The sequence below is a fragment of the Streptomyces sp. NPDC059743 genome (assembly GCF_042732975.1).
Lineage (GTDB): Bacteria > Actinomycetota > Actinomycetes > Streptomycetales > Streptomycetaceae > Streptomyces.
Genome location: NZ_JBHWGS010000001.1, coordinates 13,101 through 30,575 on the forward strand (window position 1 = coordinate 13,101; position 17,475 = coordinate 30,575).

Sequence of the window (17,475 nt, forward strand, 5' to 3'; positions counted from 1 at the left end):
GGACCGGCGATCCACGTGAGTTCCTCCTCCTCCACCGGGCGTACCCCGCACCGTCGGGTACGGCAGCGGATCCCGGGCGCGTACCGGCTGGTGCGTACGCCGCCGGTCCCGGTGGATCCCCCTGAGCTGGACGCAGCCCAGCGCGGCGTGGTTGACCATGGGACGGGACCGCTGCTGGTGCTGGCGGGCCCGGGTACGGGCAAGACCACGACGCTCGTGGAGTCGGTCGCCCGGCGCGTCGCGCGCGGGACGGATCCCGAGCGGATCCTGGTCCTCACCTTCAGCCGCAAGGCGGCGGTGGAGCTGCGCGACCGGATGGCCGTCCGGCTCGGCGGGCGGCGCGGTCCGCAGGCCACCACGTTCCACTCGTTCTGCTACGCCCTGATCCGCGCGCACCAGGAGGCCGATCTCTTCACCGAACCGCTGAGGCTGCTTTCCGGTGCCGAGCAGGACGTCGCCGTACGGGATCTGCTCGCGGGCGAGCTCGTGCTGGAGCGCGAGGGCCGAGGGCGTGTGAGATGGCCGGACGAGCTGCGCGCGTGTCTCACCACGCGCGGTTTCGCCGACGAGGTACGGGCGGTGCTCGCCCGGAGCCGTGAACTGGGCCTCGGCCCCGACTCGCTGGCGGCGTTCGCGCGGCGCACGGGCCGTCCCGACTGGTCGGCCGCCGCGTCCTTCCTCGCGGAGTATCTGGACGTCCTGGACATGCAGGGCGTACTCGACTACGCGGAGCTGGTCCACCGTGCGGTGCTGCTGGCGGGCCGCCGCGAGGTCGCGGAGCGGCTGGTCGCTCAGTACGACGCGGTGTTCGTCGACGAGTACCAGGACACCGATCCGGCGCAGGTCCGGCTGCTGGGCGCGCTGGCCGGGCAAGGGCGCACACTGGTCGCCTTCGGCGATCCGGACCAGTCCATCTACGCGTTCCGTGGCGCCGATGTGAACGGCATCCTGGACTTTCCGTACGCCTTCCCGCGCGCGGACGGCCGCCCGGCACCGGTGGCGGTCCTCGGCACCTCCCGCCGTTCCGGCGCGAAGCTGCTCGACGCGACCCGGCTGCTCACCCGTCGTATGCCGCTCACACGGTTGCCCGCCGCGAAGGTGCAGGCGCACCGTGAGCCCGTGCCGGTGCGGAAGGGCGGCCAGGTGGAGACATACACATTCCCGACTCCTTCCACAGAGCTGGACAACATCGCCGACATCCTCCGCCGCGCACATCTGGAGGACGGCATCCCTTGGAACGACATGGCGGTCCTGGTCCGTGCGGGCGGTCGCACCATCCCTTCCATCCGCCGCGCCCTGACCTCGGCGGGCGTACCACTGGAGGTGGATGGCGACGATGTGCCACTGCGCCATGAACCGGCGGTGTCGCCGCTCCTGACGGCGCTCCGGGCCGTGGCCGAGGCGGCGCTGCGTCCGCAGTCCGAGCCGGAGGAGGACGCGCCGGACGACGACATGCAGGACCAGACCGAGCCGGACCACGGGCTGCCCGAGCCGGACGCGGCCGAGCACATGCCGGGCGACGACGCGCCTTTGGAGGTGGCGTCCGACCAACCCGTGTCCGAGCCGCCCGCGTCCGAGCCGGACGCACAGGGCGTCGCGCCACCCGGCGCCGTCGGCTGGCTCGATGTCGAGACCGCGCTCGCGCTTCTCTCCTCGCCTCTCGGCGGTATGGACGCATCCGATCTGCGCCGGCTCGGCCGCGCGCTGCGCGACGAGGAGCGGGCCGGAGGCAACCGCGTGCCGGCGCCGTCCGATGTGCTGCTCGCGCGCGCGCTCGCCGAGCCCGAGCGGCTCGTGGCGCACGATCCGGCGTACGCCCGAGGTGCGCAGCGGCTCGGCGCGCTGCTGCGCAAGGCGCGGGAGCTGCTCGAAGGTGGCGGCACCGCCGAGGAGGCGCTCTGGGCACTGTGGGACGGCACCTCCTGGCCGGGCCGGCTCGAACGCTCCGCCCTGCGCGGCGGCGCGGCGGGCCGTAACGCCGACCGCGACCTCGACGCCGTATGCGCCCTCTTCGACGCCGCCGCCCGCGCGGAGGAGCGCACCGGCGGCCGAGGCGCGCTCAACTTCCTGGAGGAGCTGGACGCCCAGGACATCGCCGCCGACACGCTCAGCCGCCGTGCCGTACGGCCCGACGCCGTACGGCTGATGACGGCCCACCGCGCCAAGGGCCTGGAGTGGCGGCTCGTCGTCGTCGCGGGTGTGCAGGAGGGCCTCTGGCCCGATCTGCGCCGTCGTGGCTCCCTCCTGGAGGCGGACAGGATCGGCCGCGACGGCCTCGCCGAGCCACTCACTCCTGGCGCCCTCCTTACGGAGGAGCGCCGTCTCTTCTACGTCGCCGCCACCCGCGCGCGCGACCGGCTGGTCGTCACCGCCGTCAAGGCGCCCGCCGACGACGGCGACCAGCCCTCCCGCTTCCTCACCGAACTCGGCGTCGAGCCGAGAGACATCACCGGCCGCCCGCGCCGCCCTCTCGCCGTCGCCGCACTCGTCGCGGAGCTGCGTGCCACCACCGTCGATCCGGAGGCGACGCCCGCCCTGCGCGATGCCGCCGCCCGCCGTCTGGCCCGGCTCGCGGCGCTCGGCGACGAGGAGGGCCAGCCGCTCGTACCGTCCGCGCATCCGCACCGCTGGTGGGGCCTGTACGAGCCGACCCGCAGCGCCGTTCCGCTGCGCGACCGGGACCAGCCCGTGGCGCTGTCCGGCAGCGCCCTGGACCAGTTGGCGAACACCTGCGCGCTCCAGTGGTTCCTGGGCCGCGAGGTGAAGGCGGACGAGCCCGCCACGGCCGCCCAGGGCTTCGGCAATGTCGTCCATGTCCTGGCCGACGAGGTCGCCTCCGGCCGTACGCCCGCCGATCTCGCCGTGCTCATGGAGCGGCTGGACTCCGTGTGGGACGCGCTCGCCTTCGACGCGCCCTGGAAGTCACAGCAGGAGAAGGAGCACGCGCGCGTGGCGCTCGAACGCTTTCTGCGCTGGCATGTCATGGACCGCGGGGGACGCACTCCCGCCGCCACGGAGCACGGTTTCGACGTCACCCTGGAGGCGGGCGCGTACGAGGTGCGTATCCGGGGTTCGATGGACCGCGTGGAGCGGGACACCGAAGGCCGCGCCTATGTCGTCGACTTCAAGACCGGCAAGCAGGCGCCCACCAAGGACGAGGTCGCCCGCCATCCTCAGCTCGCCGTCTACCAGCTCGCCGTACGGGAGGGCGCGCTGGACGAGGTCTTCGACGGCCAGCGCCCGGAGCCGGGCGGCGCCGAACTCGTACAACTGCGCCAGCCCGCGCCGAAGAAGGAGGGCGGCGAGCAACTTCCCAAGGTCCAGGCGCAGGAGCCGCTCGCGGGGGAGTGGGTCGGCGAACTGCTCACCACCGCCGCCGGCCGCGTACTGGACGAGAGGTTCACGCCCACCACCGGCGGACACTGCGCCAACTGCGCCTTCCGCGCCTCGTGCAGCGCACGGCCGGAGGGCCGGCAGATCGTGGAGTGAGCCGCGCTCCGGGAGCCTCGGAGCGAGCCGCCCGCCGGGCATTGGCCGGGCGTTGTCAGTGGTGACGGATAGCCTCTCCGCGTGTCCGTACATCTCACCGATCCCGAGCAGCTCAAGGAGCTCCTCGGTATCCCGTTCACTCCGGAGCAGACGGCCTGCATCACGGCGCCGCCCGCCCCGCAGGTCATCGTGGCCGGAGCCGGTTCCGGGAAGACCACGGTGATGGCCGCCCGCGTGGTGTGGCTGGTGGGCAGCGGACAGGTCGCCCCGGAGCAGGTCCTCGGGCTCACCTTCACCAACAAGGCGGCGGGCGAGCTGGCCGAGCGCGTCCGCAAGGCGCTCGTACGGGCCGGAGTCACCGACCCGGATGTGATCGATCCGGACCATCCTCCGGGCGAGCCCCGGATCTCCACCTACCACGCCTTCGCGGGGAGGCTGCTCACCGACCACGGTCTGCGGATAGGGCTTGAGCCCACCGCCCGGCTGCTCGCCGACGCCACCCGCTTCCAGCTCGCCGCGCGGGTGCTGCGGGAGGCGCCGGGACCGTATCCGGCCCTGACCAAGACGCTCCCGGCCCTGGTCAGCGATCTGCTCGCGCTCGACGCCGAGCTGGCCGAGCATCTCGTGGGCACGGGCAGGCTCGGCGCGTACGACAGCGAGCTGCTGCGCGCTCTGGAGGGCGCGAGGCTCAGCAACGCCGAGCTGCGCAAGGTGCCCGAGACGGTGGCCGCCCGCCGTGAACTGCTTGATCTCGTAGGGCGTTACCGCGAGGCCAAGCGCGCCCGCGATCTGCTCGACTTCGGCGACCAGATCGCGCTCTCGGCCGAACTCGCCTCGACCAGACCCGAGGTCGGGACGATTCTCCGGGACGAGTTCCGGGTCGTCCTGCTCGACGAGTACCAGGACACGTCGGTCGCCCAACGGCTCCTTCTCTCCGGGCTCTTCGGCGGCGGCACCGGACACGCGGTGACGGCGGTCGGCGATCCCTGCCAGGCGATCTACGGCTGGCGCGGCGCCTCCGTCGCCAATCTGGACGACTTCCCGGAGCATTTCCCGTACGCCGACGGCCGCCCGGCCGCCCGCTTCTCGCTCAGTGAGAACCGCCGCAGCGGCGGCCGTCTCCTCGACCTCGCCAACGGTCTCGCCGAGCCGCTGCGCGCGATGCACGAAGGCGTCGAGGCGCTGCGGCCCGCGCCCGGCGCGGAGCGCGACGGCGCGGTGCGCTGCGCCCTGCTTCCCACGCACGCGGAGGAGATCGAGTGGCTCGCCGACTCGATCGCCCATCTCGTACGCACGGGCAAGGAACCGGGCGAGATCGCCGTGCTGTGCCGTACGGCCGGTGACTTCCCGGAGATCCAGGGCGCGCTGGTGGCCCGTGACATACCCGTCGAGGTCGTGGGGCTCTCCGGGCTGCTCCATCTTCCCGAGGTCGCCGATCTCGTCGCCATGTGCGAGGTCCTCCAGGATCCGGGCGCCAACGCCTCTCTCGTACGGCTGCTCACCGGCCCGCGCTGGCGCATCGGGCCGCGCGATCTCGCGCTGCTGGGCCGCAGGGCCCGGCTGCTGGTCCACCGAGGCGGCGGCGAGGACGGCGAGGACGATCTCGACGCGCGGCTGGCGGCGGCGGTCGAGGGCACCGATCCGGCCGAGGTGATCTCGCTCGCGGACGCCCTCGACACCTTCCTGGAACCGGCGGGCGCTCCGGCGGACGGGCTGCCCTTCTCCGGCGCGGCCCGGGTCCGGTTCGCGCGGCTGGCCACCGAACTGCGCGAGCTGCGCCGGTCCCTGGCCGATCCCTTGATGGACGTGCTGCACCGCGTCCTGGCGACGACCGGTCTGGAGGTCGAGCTCTCCGCCTCGCCGCACGCCCTGGCCGCCCGCCGCCGCGAGACGCTGAGCAACTTCCTCGACATCGCGGCCTCCTTCGCGGCGCTCGACGGAGAGGCGGGTCTGCTGGCGTTCCTGGCGTTCCTGCGGACGGCCGCGCAGTACGAGAAGGGCCTGGACAACGCGCTGCCGGGCGGCGAGAACACCGTGAAGGTGCTCACCGCCCACAAGTCCAAGGGACTTGAGTGGGATGTGGTCGCCGTGCCGGGACTGGTGACGGGACAGTTTCCCAACGGCCGGGCGCGCGAGGCCTGGACGTCCCAGCCGAAGGTCCTGCCGCACGCGCTGCGCGGCGACGCGCCGACACTGCCGGATGTGCCGTCCTGGGACGCGAAAGGTCTCAAGTCGTTCAAGGACGCGATGAAGACGCACCAGCACACGGAGGAACTGCGCCTGGGCTATGTCACCTTCACCCGCCCGCGCTCCCTGCTGCTCGGCTCCGGCCACTGGTGGGGCCCGACGCAGAAGCGCCCGCGCGGCCCGTCGGACTTTCTGCACGCCCTGTACGACCACTGCGCGGCGGGATACGGCGAGATCGAGGCCTGGGCGGACGAGCCGGAGGAGACCGACGAGAACCCGTCCCTGCGCGCGGAGACCACACCTCATGCCTGGCCTCTCCCGCTGGACCCGGAGTCGATGGCTCGCCGCCAAGAGGCGGCGGAAACGGTACGGAAGTACTTGGCGGAGTTCCAACAGGAGGACGGTGACGCCGCACCCCCGGCCGACCCGGCCCTGGACGACCCGTTCGTACCGAACGATGACGACTCGTTCGTACCGGACGATGCAGAGCCGTCCGACCCGGGCCCGGACGACCTGTTCGACCCGGCAGGCATGGTCGAGCCGGACGACCCGTTCGCACCGGACGATTTCTTCGTACCGGATGATCCCGAGCAGGACGGCCCCGAGCCCGCCGATCCGGGGCCGGCCGACGACGACCCGGCCGACGACGACCCGGCCGACGACGACCCGGCCGGCTGGGACTCATGGGCGCCCCGCGCGCCGGACGGTGCCATCCCCGGGCCCCGCACCGCGGGCGGAGCCGACGCGGGGGAGCCCGGGGGCGTGCCCCCGGTTACGGGAAGGGGCGGGCCAGGGGAGAGCCTCACGCCCGAGGAGCTCCGTACGCTCGCCTCCTGGGACCGCGATCTCGACGCCCTCACCGGTGAGCTGCGCCGCGCCCGCGCCACCGTCCGCGACGTACCCGTACCGCCGTCCCTCTCCGCCTCCCAGCTCCTCCGTCTCGCCGCCGATCCCGACGGTTTCGCCCATGAGCTGGCCCGGCCCATGCCGCGTCCGCCGCAGCCCGCCGCCCGCAGAGGCACGCGGTTCCACGCCTGGGTGGAGTCCAGGTTCGAGGAGCTCCCGCTGCCGATGCTCGGCCCCGACGAGCTGCCCGGCGGCGAGGAGGACGAGCCGGAGATCGCCGACGAGCGTGATCTGGCCGCGCTCAAGGCGGCCTTCGAGCGCACTCCGTACGCCCGGCGCACGCCGTACCGCGTGGAGGCGCCCTTCCATCTCACTCTCGCGGGCCGGGTGATCCGAGGCCGTATCGATGCCGTCTACCGCCATGCCCGCACCGACCGGGAGACCGGCTCGGAGACGTACACGTACGAGATCGTGGACTGGAAGACCAGCCGGGCCCGTACCGCCGATCCTCTCCAGCTCGCCGTCTACCGGCTCGCCTGGGCCGAGCAGCACGGTCTTCCGCTGACGGCCGTGACGGCCGCGTTCCTCTACGTACGGACCGGCGAGGTCGTACGTCCCGAGCGCCTTCCCGGCCGCCCTGAGCTGGAACGCGTCCTGACCGGAGGCCCGCCGGGCCCCGACGCCGACATGCCCACGGACGAGGGATCCCAGGAACCGGCAGACCGGACCGCTCCCGGAGCCCGTTAGGCTCGACATCATGAGCGACACCCCGGACAGCGTCGTCCGTACGTACATCCGCACCCACCGCGCGGCTTTCCTCGACGACCTCGCCGACTGGCTGCGCATTCCGTCCGTATCGGCACAGCCCGACCACGACGCCGATGTACGGCGCAGCGCCGACTGGCTCGCCGAGAAGCTCAAGGAGACCGGCTTCCCGGTCGCCGAGATCTGGGACACTCCGGGCGCGCCCGCCGTCTTCGCCGAGTGGCCCTCCGCCGACGCGGACGCTCCCACCGTGCTGGTCTACGGCCACCACGACGTCCAGCCTGCCGCCCGCGAGGACGGCTGGCACACGGATCCCTTCGAGCCGGTCGTACGGGACGGCCGGATGTACGGGCGCGGCGCCGCCGATGACAAGGGCCAGGTGTTCTTCCACACGCTCGGGGTACGGGCGCATCTCGCCGCCACCGGCCGTACCACTCCCGCCGTCCATCTCAAGCTCCTCATCGAGGGCGAGGAGGAGTCGGGCTCTCCGCACTTCCGCGCCCTGGCCGAGCGGCACGCGGACCGGCTGGCCGCCGACGCGGTGATCGTCTCCGACACCGGCATGTGGTCCGAGTCCACGCCGACGGTCTGCACCGGTATGCGCGGCCTGGCCGACTGCGAGATCGAGCTGTACGGCCCCGACCAGGACATCCACTCCGGCTCCTTCGGCGGCGCAGTCCCGAATCCGGCCACCGTCGCCGCCCGTCTGGTCGCCGCCCTGCACGACGAGCACGAACGCGTCACCGTCCCGGGCTTCTACGACGGTGTCGCCGAGCTCGACGACACCGAGCGCGCGCTCCTCGCGGAGCTGCCCTTCTCCGAGGAGGAGTGGCTCCGTACGGCCAGGTCCCACGGCACTCTCGGGGAAGCCGGTTACTCCACCCTGGAGCGCGTCTGGGCCCGCCCGACCGCCGAGGTCAACGGCATCGCGGGCGGCTACCAGGGCCCCGGTGGTAAGACGATCATCCCGTCCTCCGCCCAGCTCAAGCTGTCGTTCCGGCTGGTCGCGGGCCAGGATCCGGAGCGTGTCGAGCGTTCCGTACGCGACTGGATCGAGGCCCGTGTCCCGGCCGGAATCCGGCACAAGATCAGCTTCGGCGCGGCCACCCGGCCCTGTCTGACTCCGCTGGACCATCCCGCGCTCCAGTCGGTCGTACGGTCCATGGGCCGCGCCTTCGGCCGACCGGTCCGCTTCACCCGCGAGGGCGGCTCGGGACCGGCCGCCGACCTCCAGGACGTGCTCGGCGCGCCCGTCCTCTTCCTGGGCATCTCCGTACCGTCCGACGGCTGGCACGCGCCGAACGAGAAGGTCGAACTGGACCTGCTGCTCAAGGGCGTGGAAACGACGGCCTACCTCTGGGGCGACCTTGCCACCGCCCTGCGCTGAGGGCGCTGAGCCCTGTGCCGAGCGCGCCTCGTCCCGCGCCGAGCGCACCGCCGAAGACTTCGCCGCACACTCCGCTGATCAGAAACCCAATCCATCCGGGGGAGTTGGAAGTACCTGTGAGCACCATCAGCAGTGACGCCACCGCACACCGACCCATCGGCCTGACCGCGCCCAGCGGTATCGACCGCGCGGCGCACCACCGGCTCGACGAGGCCTGGCTGGCGGCGGCGTGGAGCCATCCGACGACCCGGGTCTTCGTGGTGTCGGGCGGCCAGGTGCTGATCGACGACACTCCGGACGGCCGTACGGAACTGGTCATGATCCCGTCCTTCGAGGCGCCCGTGACCGAGGCCCATCGCTACTTCCTCGGTACGGACGCGGACGGCGTCCGCTATTTCGCGCTCCAGAAGGACTCGCTCCCGGGCCGGATCGACCAGTCGGCGCGGGCCGCCGGGCTGCGCGAGGCCGGCATGCTGCTCTCCGCCCGTGACGCGGGCCTGATGGCGCACGCCGTGGCGCTGGAGAACTGGCAGCGGCTGCACCGCTTCTGCTCCCGCTGCGGCGAGCGCACCGTGATCGCGGCGGCCGGCCATATCCGCCGCTGCCCGGCCTGCGGTGCCGAGCACTATCCGCGGACCGATCCCGCCGTGATCATGCTGGTCACCGACGAGGAGGACCGCGCGCTCCTGGGCCGTCAGGTGCATTGGCCCGAGGGCCGATTCTCCACGCTGGCCGGGTTTGTGGAGCCGGGCGAGTCGATCGAGCAGTCGGTGGTCCGCGAGGTCTTCGAGGAGGCGGGCGTCACGGTCGGCGAGGTCGAGTACATCGCCAGCCAGCCATGGCCGTTCCCGTCGAGCCTGATGCTGGGCTTCATGGCGCGTGCCACCTCGTCGGAGATCACGGTGGACGGCGAGGAGATCGAGGAGGCGCGCTGGTTCTCCCGGGAGGACCTGCGGGCCGCGATCGAATCGGGCGAGATCCTGCCCCCGGCCGGAATCTCCATCGCCGCGCGCCTGGTGGAGCTGTGGTACGGCAAGCCCTTGCCGAAGCCGGCGAACTGAGCCTCAACCGTATTGAGTCTCAACCCTTCAGGACGACCGAGCCGTACGACGACCGAGCCCCCGCCGGAATCGCTCCGGCGGGGGCTCGGTCGGTGGGCCGCACGCAGTCCCGCTGCGCGCGCTCAGACGCCGATCTTCTGCTTGACCTGGGCCAACGAGGGATTCGTCAGCGTCGATCCGTCGGAGAACAGCACGGTCGGCACCGTCTGGTTGCCGCCGTTCGCCTTCTCGACGAAGGCCGCCGAATCCGGGTCCTGCTCGATGTTGATCTCGGTGTACGCGATGCCTTCGCGGTCCATCTGGCCCTTGAGCCGACGGCAGTATCCGCACCATGTGGTGCTGTACATCGTCACAGTGCCCGGCATGTCTCTCGCGCTCCTCTGTCTCGGTCCCGCCGAAATGCGTCGTCCGCATCCTGTCGAACGTACGCGGCCCGGCCGCCATTCCCGTACGGACGTGGTAAGGGCTGCCCCGCGGTACGGGCTTCCAGCGGCGGGGCGACGGGTGTGTTTGTACGACCAACGCGGCTCCCCTGTGGACAACCGCCGCACCTGTCCCGGGGGACCTGGCAGCATGGCGGGGTGACAGCAGCAACGCACTCCCCACTCTTCCCGCGCGAATCCGAGGCCGGCCAGATCATGGCTCCGCCGCGCGACGCCGACGCGGTGCTCGACGGGCTCGATCCCGAGCAGCGCGAGGTGGCGACGGCCCTGCACGGCCCGGTGTGTGTGCTGGCCGGGGCCGGCACGGGCAAGACGCGCGCCATCACCCACCGGATCGCCTATGGCGTGCGCGCGGGCATACTCCAGCCCGCCAGTGTGCTGGCCGTCACGTTCACCAACCGGGCGGCGGGCGAGATGCGCGGACGGCTGCGCCAGCTCGGCGCGGGCGGTGTCCAGGCGCGTACGTTCCACTCGGCGGCGCTGCGCCAGCTCCAGTTCTTCTGGCCCAAGGCGGTCGGCGGGGAGCTGCCGCGGCTGCTCGACCGCAAGGTGCAGCTCGTCGCCGAGTCCGCGGCCCGCTGCCGGATCCGGCTCGACCGCAATGAACTGCGGGATGTCACCGGCGAGATCGAGTGGGCGAAGGTCACCCAGACCGTACCGGCCGACTATCCCGCCGCCGTGGCCAAGTCCGTCCGCGAGGCCCCGCGCGATCCGGCCGAGATCGGCCAGATCTACGGGATGTACGAACAGCTCAAGCGCGACCGCTCGGTGATCGACTTCGAGGATGTCCTGCTGCTCACGGTCGGCATCCTCCAGGACCGGCATGACATCGCCGACCAGATCCGACGGCAGTACCAGCACTTCGTGGTCGACGAGTATCAGGACGTCAGCCCGCTCCAGCAGCGGCTGCTCGATCTCTGGCTGGGGGACCGGGAGAGTCTCTGTGTCGTGGGCGACGCCAGCCAGACGATCTACTCCTTCACCGGCGCGACGCCCGACCATCTGCTGAACTTCCGCACCCGCCACCCGGGCGCCACCGTGGTGAAGCTGGTCCGGGACTACCGCTCCACGCCTCAGGTCGTCCATCTCGCCAACGGCCTGCTGAACCAGGCGCGCGGCCGGGCCGCCGAGCACCGGCTCGAACTGGTCTCGCAGCGCGACCCGGGCCCCGAGCCGGTCTGTACGGAGTACGCGGACGAGCCCACCGAGGCCGAGGGCACCGCCCGCAGGATCCGCGATCTGATCGCCGCGGGCGTCCCGGCAGGCGAGATCGCCGTGCTGTACCGGATCAACGCCCAGTCGGAGGTCTATGAACAGGCCCTGGCCGACGCGGGCGTGCCCTATCAGCTCCGTGGCGCCGAGCGGTTCTTCGAGCGGCAGGAGGTACGGGAAGCGGGCGCGGCGCTCCGTGGCGCGGCCCGCTTCGGAGGCAATGACTCCCTGCTCGACGATGTGGTCGAACTGCCCGCGCAGGTCCGGGCGGTGCTCTCCACCAAGGGCTGGACCACCGAACCTCCCGCGGGCTCCGGCGCGGTCCGTGACCGCTGGGAGTCCCTGGCCGCCCTGGTCCGTCTCGCCGAGGACTTCGTCCGGGCGAGGCCGGGTGCGACGCTCGCCGATCTGGTGGCCGAGCTGGACGAGCGCGCCGCCGCGCAGCACGCGCCCACGGTGCAGGGCGTCACACTCGCCTCGCTGCACGCGGCGAAGGGCCTGGAGTGGGACGCGGTATTCCTGGTCGGGCTCGCCGAGGGCATGATGCCGATCACCTACGCCAAGACCGATGAGCAGATCGAGGAGGAGCGCCGGCTCCTCTATGTCGGTGTCACCCGGGCGCGGTCGCATCTCTGTCTCTCCTGGGCGCTCTCGCGCTCTCCGGGCGGCCGGGCCTCCCGCCGTCCCACCCGCTTTCTGAACGGACTGCGTCCGGGCTCCACGGCCCCGGGAGCACGAAGCACGGCGGCGGTCCCGGGCGGCTCCCTGGAGCACGGCGGCACTGCCGTCCGGCGCAAGCGGCGCGGTCCGGTGCTCTGCCGGGTCTGCGGCAAAACGCTCACCGACGCGGGCGAGATGAAGCTGATGCGCTGTGAGGACTGCCCGTCCGACATGGACGAGGCGCTCTATGAGCGGCTGCGTGACTGGCGCGCGGAGCAGGCGAAGCAACTGGGCCAGCCCGCCTATTGTGTGTTCACCGACAAGACGCTGATGGCGATCGCCGAGACCGTGCCGGACGGCGAGCGCGAGCTGGCCGCGATCGCCGGTGTCGGCGCCCGCAAGCTGGACCGCTTCGGAGCCGATGTACTCGCCATCTGCGCTGGTGAGGAGCGTGCGGGAGACACCGCGGACGACTGAGGCGAACTCGTCGAAAAAATAGTTTGCGCCCGCCTGGGGAATCCCCATAGGTTCTTAACCACGGGAACGGCGGGCTTCACCGAAGCCCTGTCCCCGTGCTCTACTTATCCAAAGCAGTACTTGCCCGCTATACGCGTGACTGGCTCAGGCCGGTCCTTGAGACGCCGAGAGGAGGCGATTCCAGTGATCAGCATCATCAACAGCAGCAGCAGCTTTGTCGGCTCCAACAAAATGACCGATCGCTCCGTCGTCTCCGCCTGCTCGCTCGGCTTCTCCGGTTCCGAACTCATTGGCAGTGGCCTGTCCGGCGTCTTCGCCGTCCGGCCCGCCGCTCTGTCGGGTCTTCCCGTCGGGGTGCGCAATGAGCGACCGACCAAGGCACTGGAAGCAGGAGTAGCAGCGGCAGCGGCCAAGGCCTATGCCTTTGCGGCGACCGGTGCCGAAACGAAGCAGCAGACGCAGCACCACTTGATGTGGGCCTTCCGTGGGCTCGAACCCTGGAGTGATCCAGTCTGATCCACGATCAGACCGGCGCCTCAGGGCCGCGGAACCCCACCAGGGATCCGCGGCCCTTCTGTTTGTCCCGAACGGGAGACAGAACCGAAGCGCCTCGGAACTAGCACTACTCGGTACCAGCCGACACCCGGCCAAACAGGCCGGACCGACCAGACGAGGAACGACACCCGTGCAACTCGAAGCGCACGCCCCGTCCGTACCGCCTTCCGAAGCGATCTCCCCGCCCGTCTCCACGGAGGACTCCACCTTGACTCCGCTCACCGCGCTGACCGCGCTCGACGACGCCATCGAGAGCCTCGGCGTACCTGTTCCCTGCCGTGCCTACGACCCGGAGGTCTTCTTCGCCGAGTCCCCGGCCGATGTCGAGTACGCCAAGGCACTCTGCCGCACCTGCCCGCTGGTCGAGGCCTGCCTCGCCGGCGCCAAGGAGCGGCGTGAGCCGTGGGGCGTATGGGGTGGCGAACTCTTCGTCCAGGGTGTGGTCGTGGCCCGCAAGCGGCCTCGTGGCCGTCCGCGCAAGAACCCGGTCACGGCATGAATGCCGCCGGAACCATCGACCGTCCCTTTACGCACGATCCCCAGAAGCAGGCTCCGATGACCTCTTCCCTGAGCGAGCCGTCCGGCTCCGCGACCCCGGCAGTCACCACGATGGGCGCGAACGACTCGCGTCAGAACAGGACCCGCGAGATGCAACTCATCCCAGAAGCCATGGCACGCGCGCATATGAGCGAGCGCCTGCGTGAAGCCGACGCGGGACGCCGGGCCGCGCGCCTGGTCGCCGCCCGGCGGTTGCAGCGCCGCGCCGAGCGCGCGTCGCTGCGCGCCCGCCGCGCGCTGGCCATGGCCGTCATGCAGTAGTCAGCCAGGCAACCAGTGCGCGATCACCGTCACTGAGCGGGGGCCGGTTCCGAGGGACCGGCCCCCGCACCGCTTTCCCGGCCGCGGCCGGCCGGCAAGATCCAAACGAAAGACCCTAGCTGTCCACCGGCTCCACCGCGCCCTGCTGCTCCGGTATGAACGGCTCCGCCGCGAACCCGGGCAGCCAGGCCTCCAGTTCGTCCCTCAGCCGTACCGTCGCGTTGAGCTGGCAGAGCACACCGATCGTGCTCAGCGTGACGCGGTGTATCAGCAGATACGACGGCGGGAGATTCAACTGCTTGCCCAACTGATGGGCGGGCGACCGCGGATCCGCTATCCGGGCGGCCTGATCGCGCATCCAGCTCCGGGTGAAGGTGAACTCGTCCACCGCCGCCGGTTCGATGATCGGCAGCAGATAGTCCAGCACCGCGTCCGGGTCGAGATCGATGGACTCCTTGACGAATCCCTCCTCGCGCAGCAGGTCGTACACCGCCTCGGCGTCGTCCTCCAGTGTCAGCCGCAGGGCCTCACCGATGGTGCCGGGAAGTCCGCCCGGCAGCCGGTCCACCGTGCCGAAGTCCAGCACCCCGAGCCGCAGTTCACTGCCCGCACCGCTTTCACCGTCGTCGCCGTCCGTGCCGTCCTCGTCGGAGGCCGCCGGAGGAAGCAGCCGGAAGTTGCCCGGATGCGGATCGGCGTGCAGCAGACCGGTGCGCGCCGGGCCCGAGAAGAGAAACCTGGCCAGGAGCTGTCCCGCCCGGTCGCGCTGCTCGGGCGTCCCGTCGGAGATCACCTCCGACAGCGGTATCCCGTCGATCCACTCCGTCACCAGCACCTGCTCGCCCTGGTGCACCACCTCGGGCACCACCACATCCGGATCGCCCGCGAACTCCGCCGCGTGCTCGCGCTGTGACTCGGCCTCCAGCGCGTAGTCCAGCTCCTCGGAGACCCGGTCGCGCAATTCGGTGATCAGCGGCTTGATGTCCATCCCCGGGATCAGCGGCCCCAGCAGCCTGGCGAACCGGCTGAGCTGTGCCAGATCGGAGAGCAGCGCCTCACCGGCTCCCGGATACTGCACCTTGACCGCGACCTGGCGTCCGTCGTGCCAGACCGCCCGGTGCACCTGGCCGATCGACGCGGCGGCCGAGGGCTTGTCCTCGAACTCCAGGAACAGCTCGCGCCACTCCTCGCCGAGCCGCTCCGCCAGCACCGCGTGGACCGTACGGACCGGCATGGGCGGCGCCGCCTCCTGGAGCTTGGTGAGCGCCGCCCGGTAGGGCCCGGCGATCTCCTCGGGCAGTGCCGATTCGAAGACGGACAGCGCCTGCCCGAACTTCATCGCACCGCCCTTCAGCTCGCCGAGCACCTTGAAGAGCTGGTCCGCCGTGCGCTGCTGCAACTCCCTGGCGACGAGCTCCGCGGACTTTCCGCCGATCCGCTTGCCGAGGCCCCAGGTGGCCCGGCCGGCGAAGCCCAGTGGCAGCGTGGCCAGCTTCGCGGTCCGGGTGACCGCCTTCCGGGGAAGATCAGACATGAAGCCCCTCCAAGTCCCAGACAGCCGTGCCGCCTGTGCCGGATACCCGGCCATTGTGTCGTGCGACGCCCTCGTCTCCGCCAGGCGCACCCCTGTGCGGCCTGTCGGCCGCACCACAGCGGCAGTCCGGATGCGGCTCGGTCCGCTCCGCCCGCCAGTCCAGCAGCGGAAGCGATGCCTCCCATCGTGCACCCGCGCTGGCAGGCAGCTCACCGTCCAGGAACGACAGCGCGTGAGCCGCCGCCAGTCCCGCCACCGTGGTGGCCAGCCCCAGATCACAGGCCGGCACGGCGGCCGTCCTGCGGCCCGAGCGCCACTGCGCCAGCATCCTGGGCCATCCCGGATCACGGTCGGCCCGCACCCGTGCCACACAGCCCGCGCAGGCCGTGCCACCGGGCAGCACCAGCGGTCCGACCACACCTGTGGCCTCGATCACTCCCGTATAGAGATGAGGAATGCCCGTGGCGATCCAGGGCTCCGCCGCCGTCTGGTCGGGCGCATAGGCGGCGAGCCCGTCCCGAGGTGCCACGATCACCAGGGAGAGGCCCGGCTCTGCCTCTCCGCAGGATTCCCCGCGCTCGGCCGCACCCGGCACCCGCCCGGGCGCGGACCGCCGGACCAGCTGCCGCGCCGCCGTGTCCCGGCGCTCTCCCACACAGTGGGCCGGCAGCCCGGCGGGCGACACGTCCCACTCCTGCGCGAACCCGCCGTCCAGCACATCGACCCGGCCCACCCCGGAGGCCGCGAGCACCGCCGAGACAGCCGCGCCCACCCGTCCCGCGCCGCGCACCTGGACCCGCATCGCCCGCCGCGCCGCCAGCCGCCGTGTGCCCGCTCCCGGCTCCCGGTGCAGAACGGACAGGGACGCGAGATCGGCCCGCATCCGGTCGAAGGCGCCCGTCCGCTTCCGTAAGTCCTCGGCCGCCCGTCCGCCCGCGTCCGGATCGTCGAGCACTCCCGCCATGGTCAGCCGCTTGACCAGCGAATCGGCCAGCCCGTCGGGCAGTCCCATCGCCCGCGCCTCCTCCCGCAGCAGCGGCAGCCCGCGTGTCCCGTCGAGAAGCTCCAGAAAGCTGCCCGTGGCCGTATCGACAGGACCCACCAGCACCGCGTGCGCGGGTGTGACTCCGAACTGCACGGTCTGCCGCTCCCGCCACGCACGCCGCAGCGCGGGTTTCACCATCGGATGCATATCGGCCTCGCTCTCGATTTCCGCACGCTGATCTTCTTCGGACCGCTTGTTCCGATCCGGTTCTCAGAATGCAAGGCGGCGCGCGGAAGTGCCGAAAGTTATCCACAGCCATGGGCGTTAATCGTTCAAATTCCCCGGGCGAGAAAGTGGATCAAGATCGAACTGTCCCGGAGGCGGGACTTCCCCCATACGCAGCAGGTAACGTCGGGGCGTGTCCGCCGATTCTTCCCCTCGCCCGGCGGGGGAGCCCGCCCGCCGCCCGCCGCGCGGCTCGGGGACGAGCGCCGTAGAGGTCCGCAGGAGCGCCCGTCGCAGCAGAACCGTCTCGGCATACCGCGAGGGCGACCGGACCATCGTGCTCATCCCCGCCCGGATGTCGGAGGCGGAGGAGCGCCGCTGGGTCACGGTGATGCTCGACAAACTCGCCGCACAGGAGAGCCGGCGCGTCCTCGGTGACAGCGAGCTGACCGAGCGCGCCGAGCAGCTGTCCGCCCAGTACTTCAACGGCAGCGCCAGGCCGACCTCCGTGCGCTGGGTGACCAACCAGAACACCCGCTGGGGCTCCTGCACCCCGGCCGAAGGCAGCATCCGGCTGTCGCACCGGTTGCAGGGCATGCCGGAGTATGTCGTCGACTATGTCCTCGTCCATGAGCTGGCCCATCTCCTCGTACCGGGCCACGGTCCGCGGTTCTGGCGGCTGCTGGAGGCCTATCCGCGCACCGAGCGCGCCCGCGGCTATCTCGAAGGCGTCGTCGCCGCCGACCGGCTGCCGCATCTGCCCGTCACGCGCGAGGAATGACGGAGCGACAGCGCCGTTGATCATGTACCGACTCTGTACCGGCTTGGCT

General features: G+C 71.5%; 11 protein-coding genes and 1 pseudogene. 9 read left to right on the top strand and 3 right to left on the bottom strand.

Features of this window, described 5'->3' with window-relative positions:
• The first annotated feature begins 15 nt into the window (after positions 1-15).
• The 4 genes from ACFV6H_RS00050 (at position 16) to nudC (ending at position 9,735) form a co-directional block, all read left to right on the top strand.
• Positions 16-3,489: an ATP-dependent helicase gene (locus tag ACFV6H_RS00050; protein ID WP_385536608.1), complete on the top strand. Its 3,474-nt coding sequence runs from the start codon at positions 16-18 to the stop codon at positions 3,487-3,489.
• A gap of 81 nt (positions 3,490-3,570) precedes the next feature.
• Positions 3,571-7,269, top strand: a complete 3,699-nt coding sequence (locus ACFV6H_RS00055) for a UvrD-helicase domain-containing protein (protein ID WP_385536611.1) — start codon at positions 3,571-3,573, stop codon at positions 7,267-7,269.
• Between the two features lie 10 nt (positions 7,270-7,279).
• On the top strand, positions 7,280-8,674 hold the full coding sequence (locus tag ACFV6H_RS00060) for a dipeptidase (RefSeq protein ID WP_093602491.1): 1,395 nt from the start codon (positions 7,280-7,282) through the stop codon (positions 8,672-8,674).
• Positions 8,675-8,790: 116 nt separating this feature from the next.
• Complete coding sequence (gene nudC / locus ACFV6H_RS00065; protein WP_385536615.1) at positions 8,791-9,735, top strand: NAD(+) diphosphatase; 945 nt, start codon at positions 8,791-8,793, stop codon at positions 9,733-9,735.
• A gap of 122 nt (positions 9,736-9,857) precedes the next feature.
• On the opposite strand, the gene ACFV6H_RS00070 is transcribed toward nudC, so the two are convergent.
• Positions 9,858-10,100 (bottom strand): mycoredoxin, encoded by a 243-nt coding sequence (locus tag ACFV6H_RS00070; RefSeq protein ID WP_363085755.1) that lies wholly within the window; start codon positions 10,098-10,100, stop codon positions 9,858-9,860.
• 216 nt (positions 10,101-10,316) lie between these two features.
• On the opposite strand from ACFV6H_RS00070, the gene ACFV6H_RS00075 reads away from it, so the two are divergent.
• The 4 genes from ACFV6H_RS00075 (at position 10,317) to ACFV6H_RS00090 (ending at position 13,901) form a co-directional block, all read left to right on the top strand.
• Complete coding sequence (locus ACFV6H_RS00075; RefSeq protein ID WP_385536619.1) at positions 10,317-12,527, top strand: ATP-dependent DNA helicase UvrD2; 2,211 nt, start codon at positions 10,317-10,319, stop codon at positions 12,525-12,527.
• Positions 12,528-12,710: 183 nt separating this feature from the next.
• Positions 12,711-13,043 carry a hypothetical protein gene (locus ACFV6H_RS00080; RefSeq protein ID WP_384986064.1) on the top strand — a complete coding sequence of 111 codons (333 nt, stop codon included), beginning with the start codon at positions 12,711-12,713 and terminating at the stop codon, positions 13,041-13,043.
• A 169-nt stretch (positions 13,044-13,212) separates the two neighbouring features.
• Entirely contained in the window at positions 13,213-13,581 is a 369-nt protein-coding gene (locus ACFV6H_RS00085; RefSeq protein ID WP_384794355.1) for a WhiB family transcriptional regulator, read from the top strand.
• Positions 13,578-13,901, top strand: a complete 324-nt coding sequence (locus ACFV6H_RS00090; RefSeq protein ID WP_384986063.1) for a hypothetical protein — start codon at positions 13,578-13,580, stop codon at positions 13,899-13,901. The genes ACFV6H_RS00085 and ACFV6H_RS00090 overlap by 4 nt, the downstream gene beginning before the upstream one ends.
• Before the next feature lie 115 nt (positions 13,902-14,016).
• Here the strand turns inward: ACFV6H_RS00090 and ACFV6H_RS00095 are convergent, their stop codons facing one another.
• Together ACFV6H_RS00095 and ACFV6H_RS00100 are read right to left on the bottom strand one after the other, a co-directional pair.
• Positions 14,017-15,435: an ABC1 kinase family protein gene (locus ACFV6H_RS00095; RefSeq protein ID WP_385537867.1), complete on the bottom strand. Its 1,419-nt coding sequence runs from the start codon at positions 15,433-15,435 to the stop codon at positions 14,017-14,019.
• Positions 15,436-15,480: 45 nt separating this feature from the next.
• Positions 15,481-16,627 (bottom strand): annotated as a pseudogene (locus ACFV6H_RS00100) (ThiF family adenylyltransferase); the annotation flags it as partial.
• Between the two features lie 211 nt (positions 16,628-16,838).
• On the opposite strand from ACFV6H_RS00100, the gene ACFV6H_RS00105 reads away from it, so the two are divergent.
• Complete coding sequence (locus ACFV6H_RS00105; RefSeq protein ID WP_384794101.1) at positions 16,839-17,426, top strand: M48 family metallopeptidase; 588 nt, start codon at positions 16,839-16,841, stop codon at positions 17,424-17,426.
• Positions 17,427-17,475: the final 49 nt, after the last annotated feature.

Coding starts and splice junctions, on each gene's coding strand:
- ACFV6H_RS00060 (WP_093602491.1), top strand. CDS start 7,280: ATGAGCGACACCCCGGACAGCGTCGTCCGTACGTACATCCGCACCCAC.
- ACFV6H_RS00070 (WP_363085755.1), bottom strand. CDS start 10,100: ATGCCGGGCACTGTGACGATGTACAGCACCACATGGTGCGGATACTGC.
- ACFV6H_RS00090 (WP_384986063.1), top strand. CDS start 13,578: ATGAATGCCGCCGGAACCATCGACCGTCCCTTTACGCACGATCCCCAG.
- ACFV6H_RS00095 (WP_385537867.1), bottom strand. CDS start 15,435: ATGTCTGATCTTCCCCGGAAGGCGGTCACCCGGACCGCGAAGCTGGCC.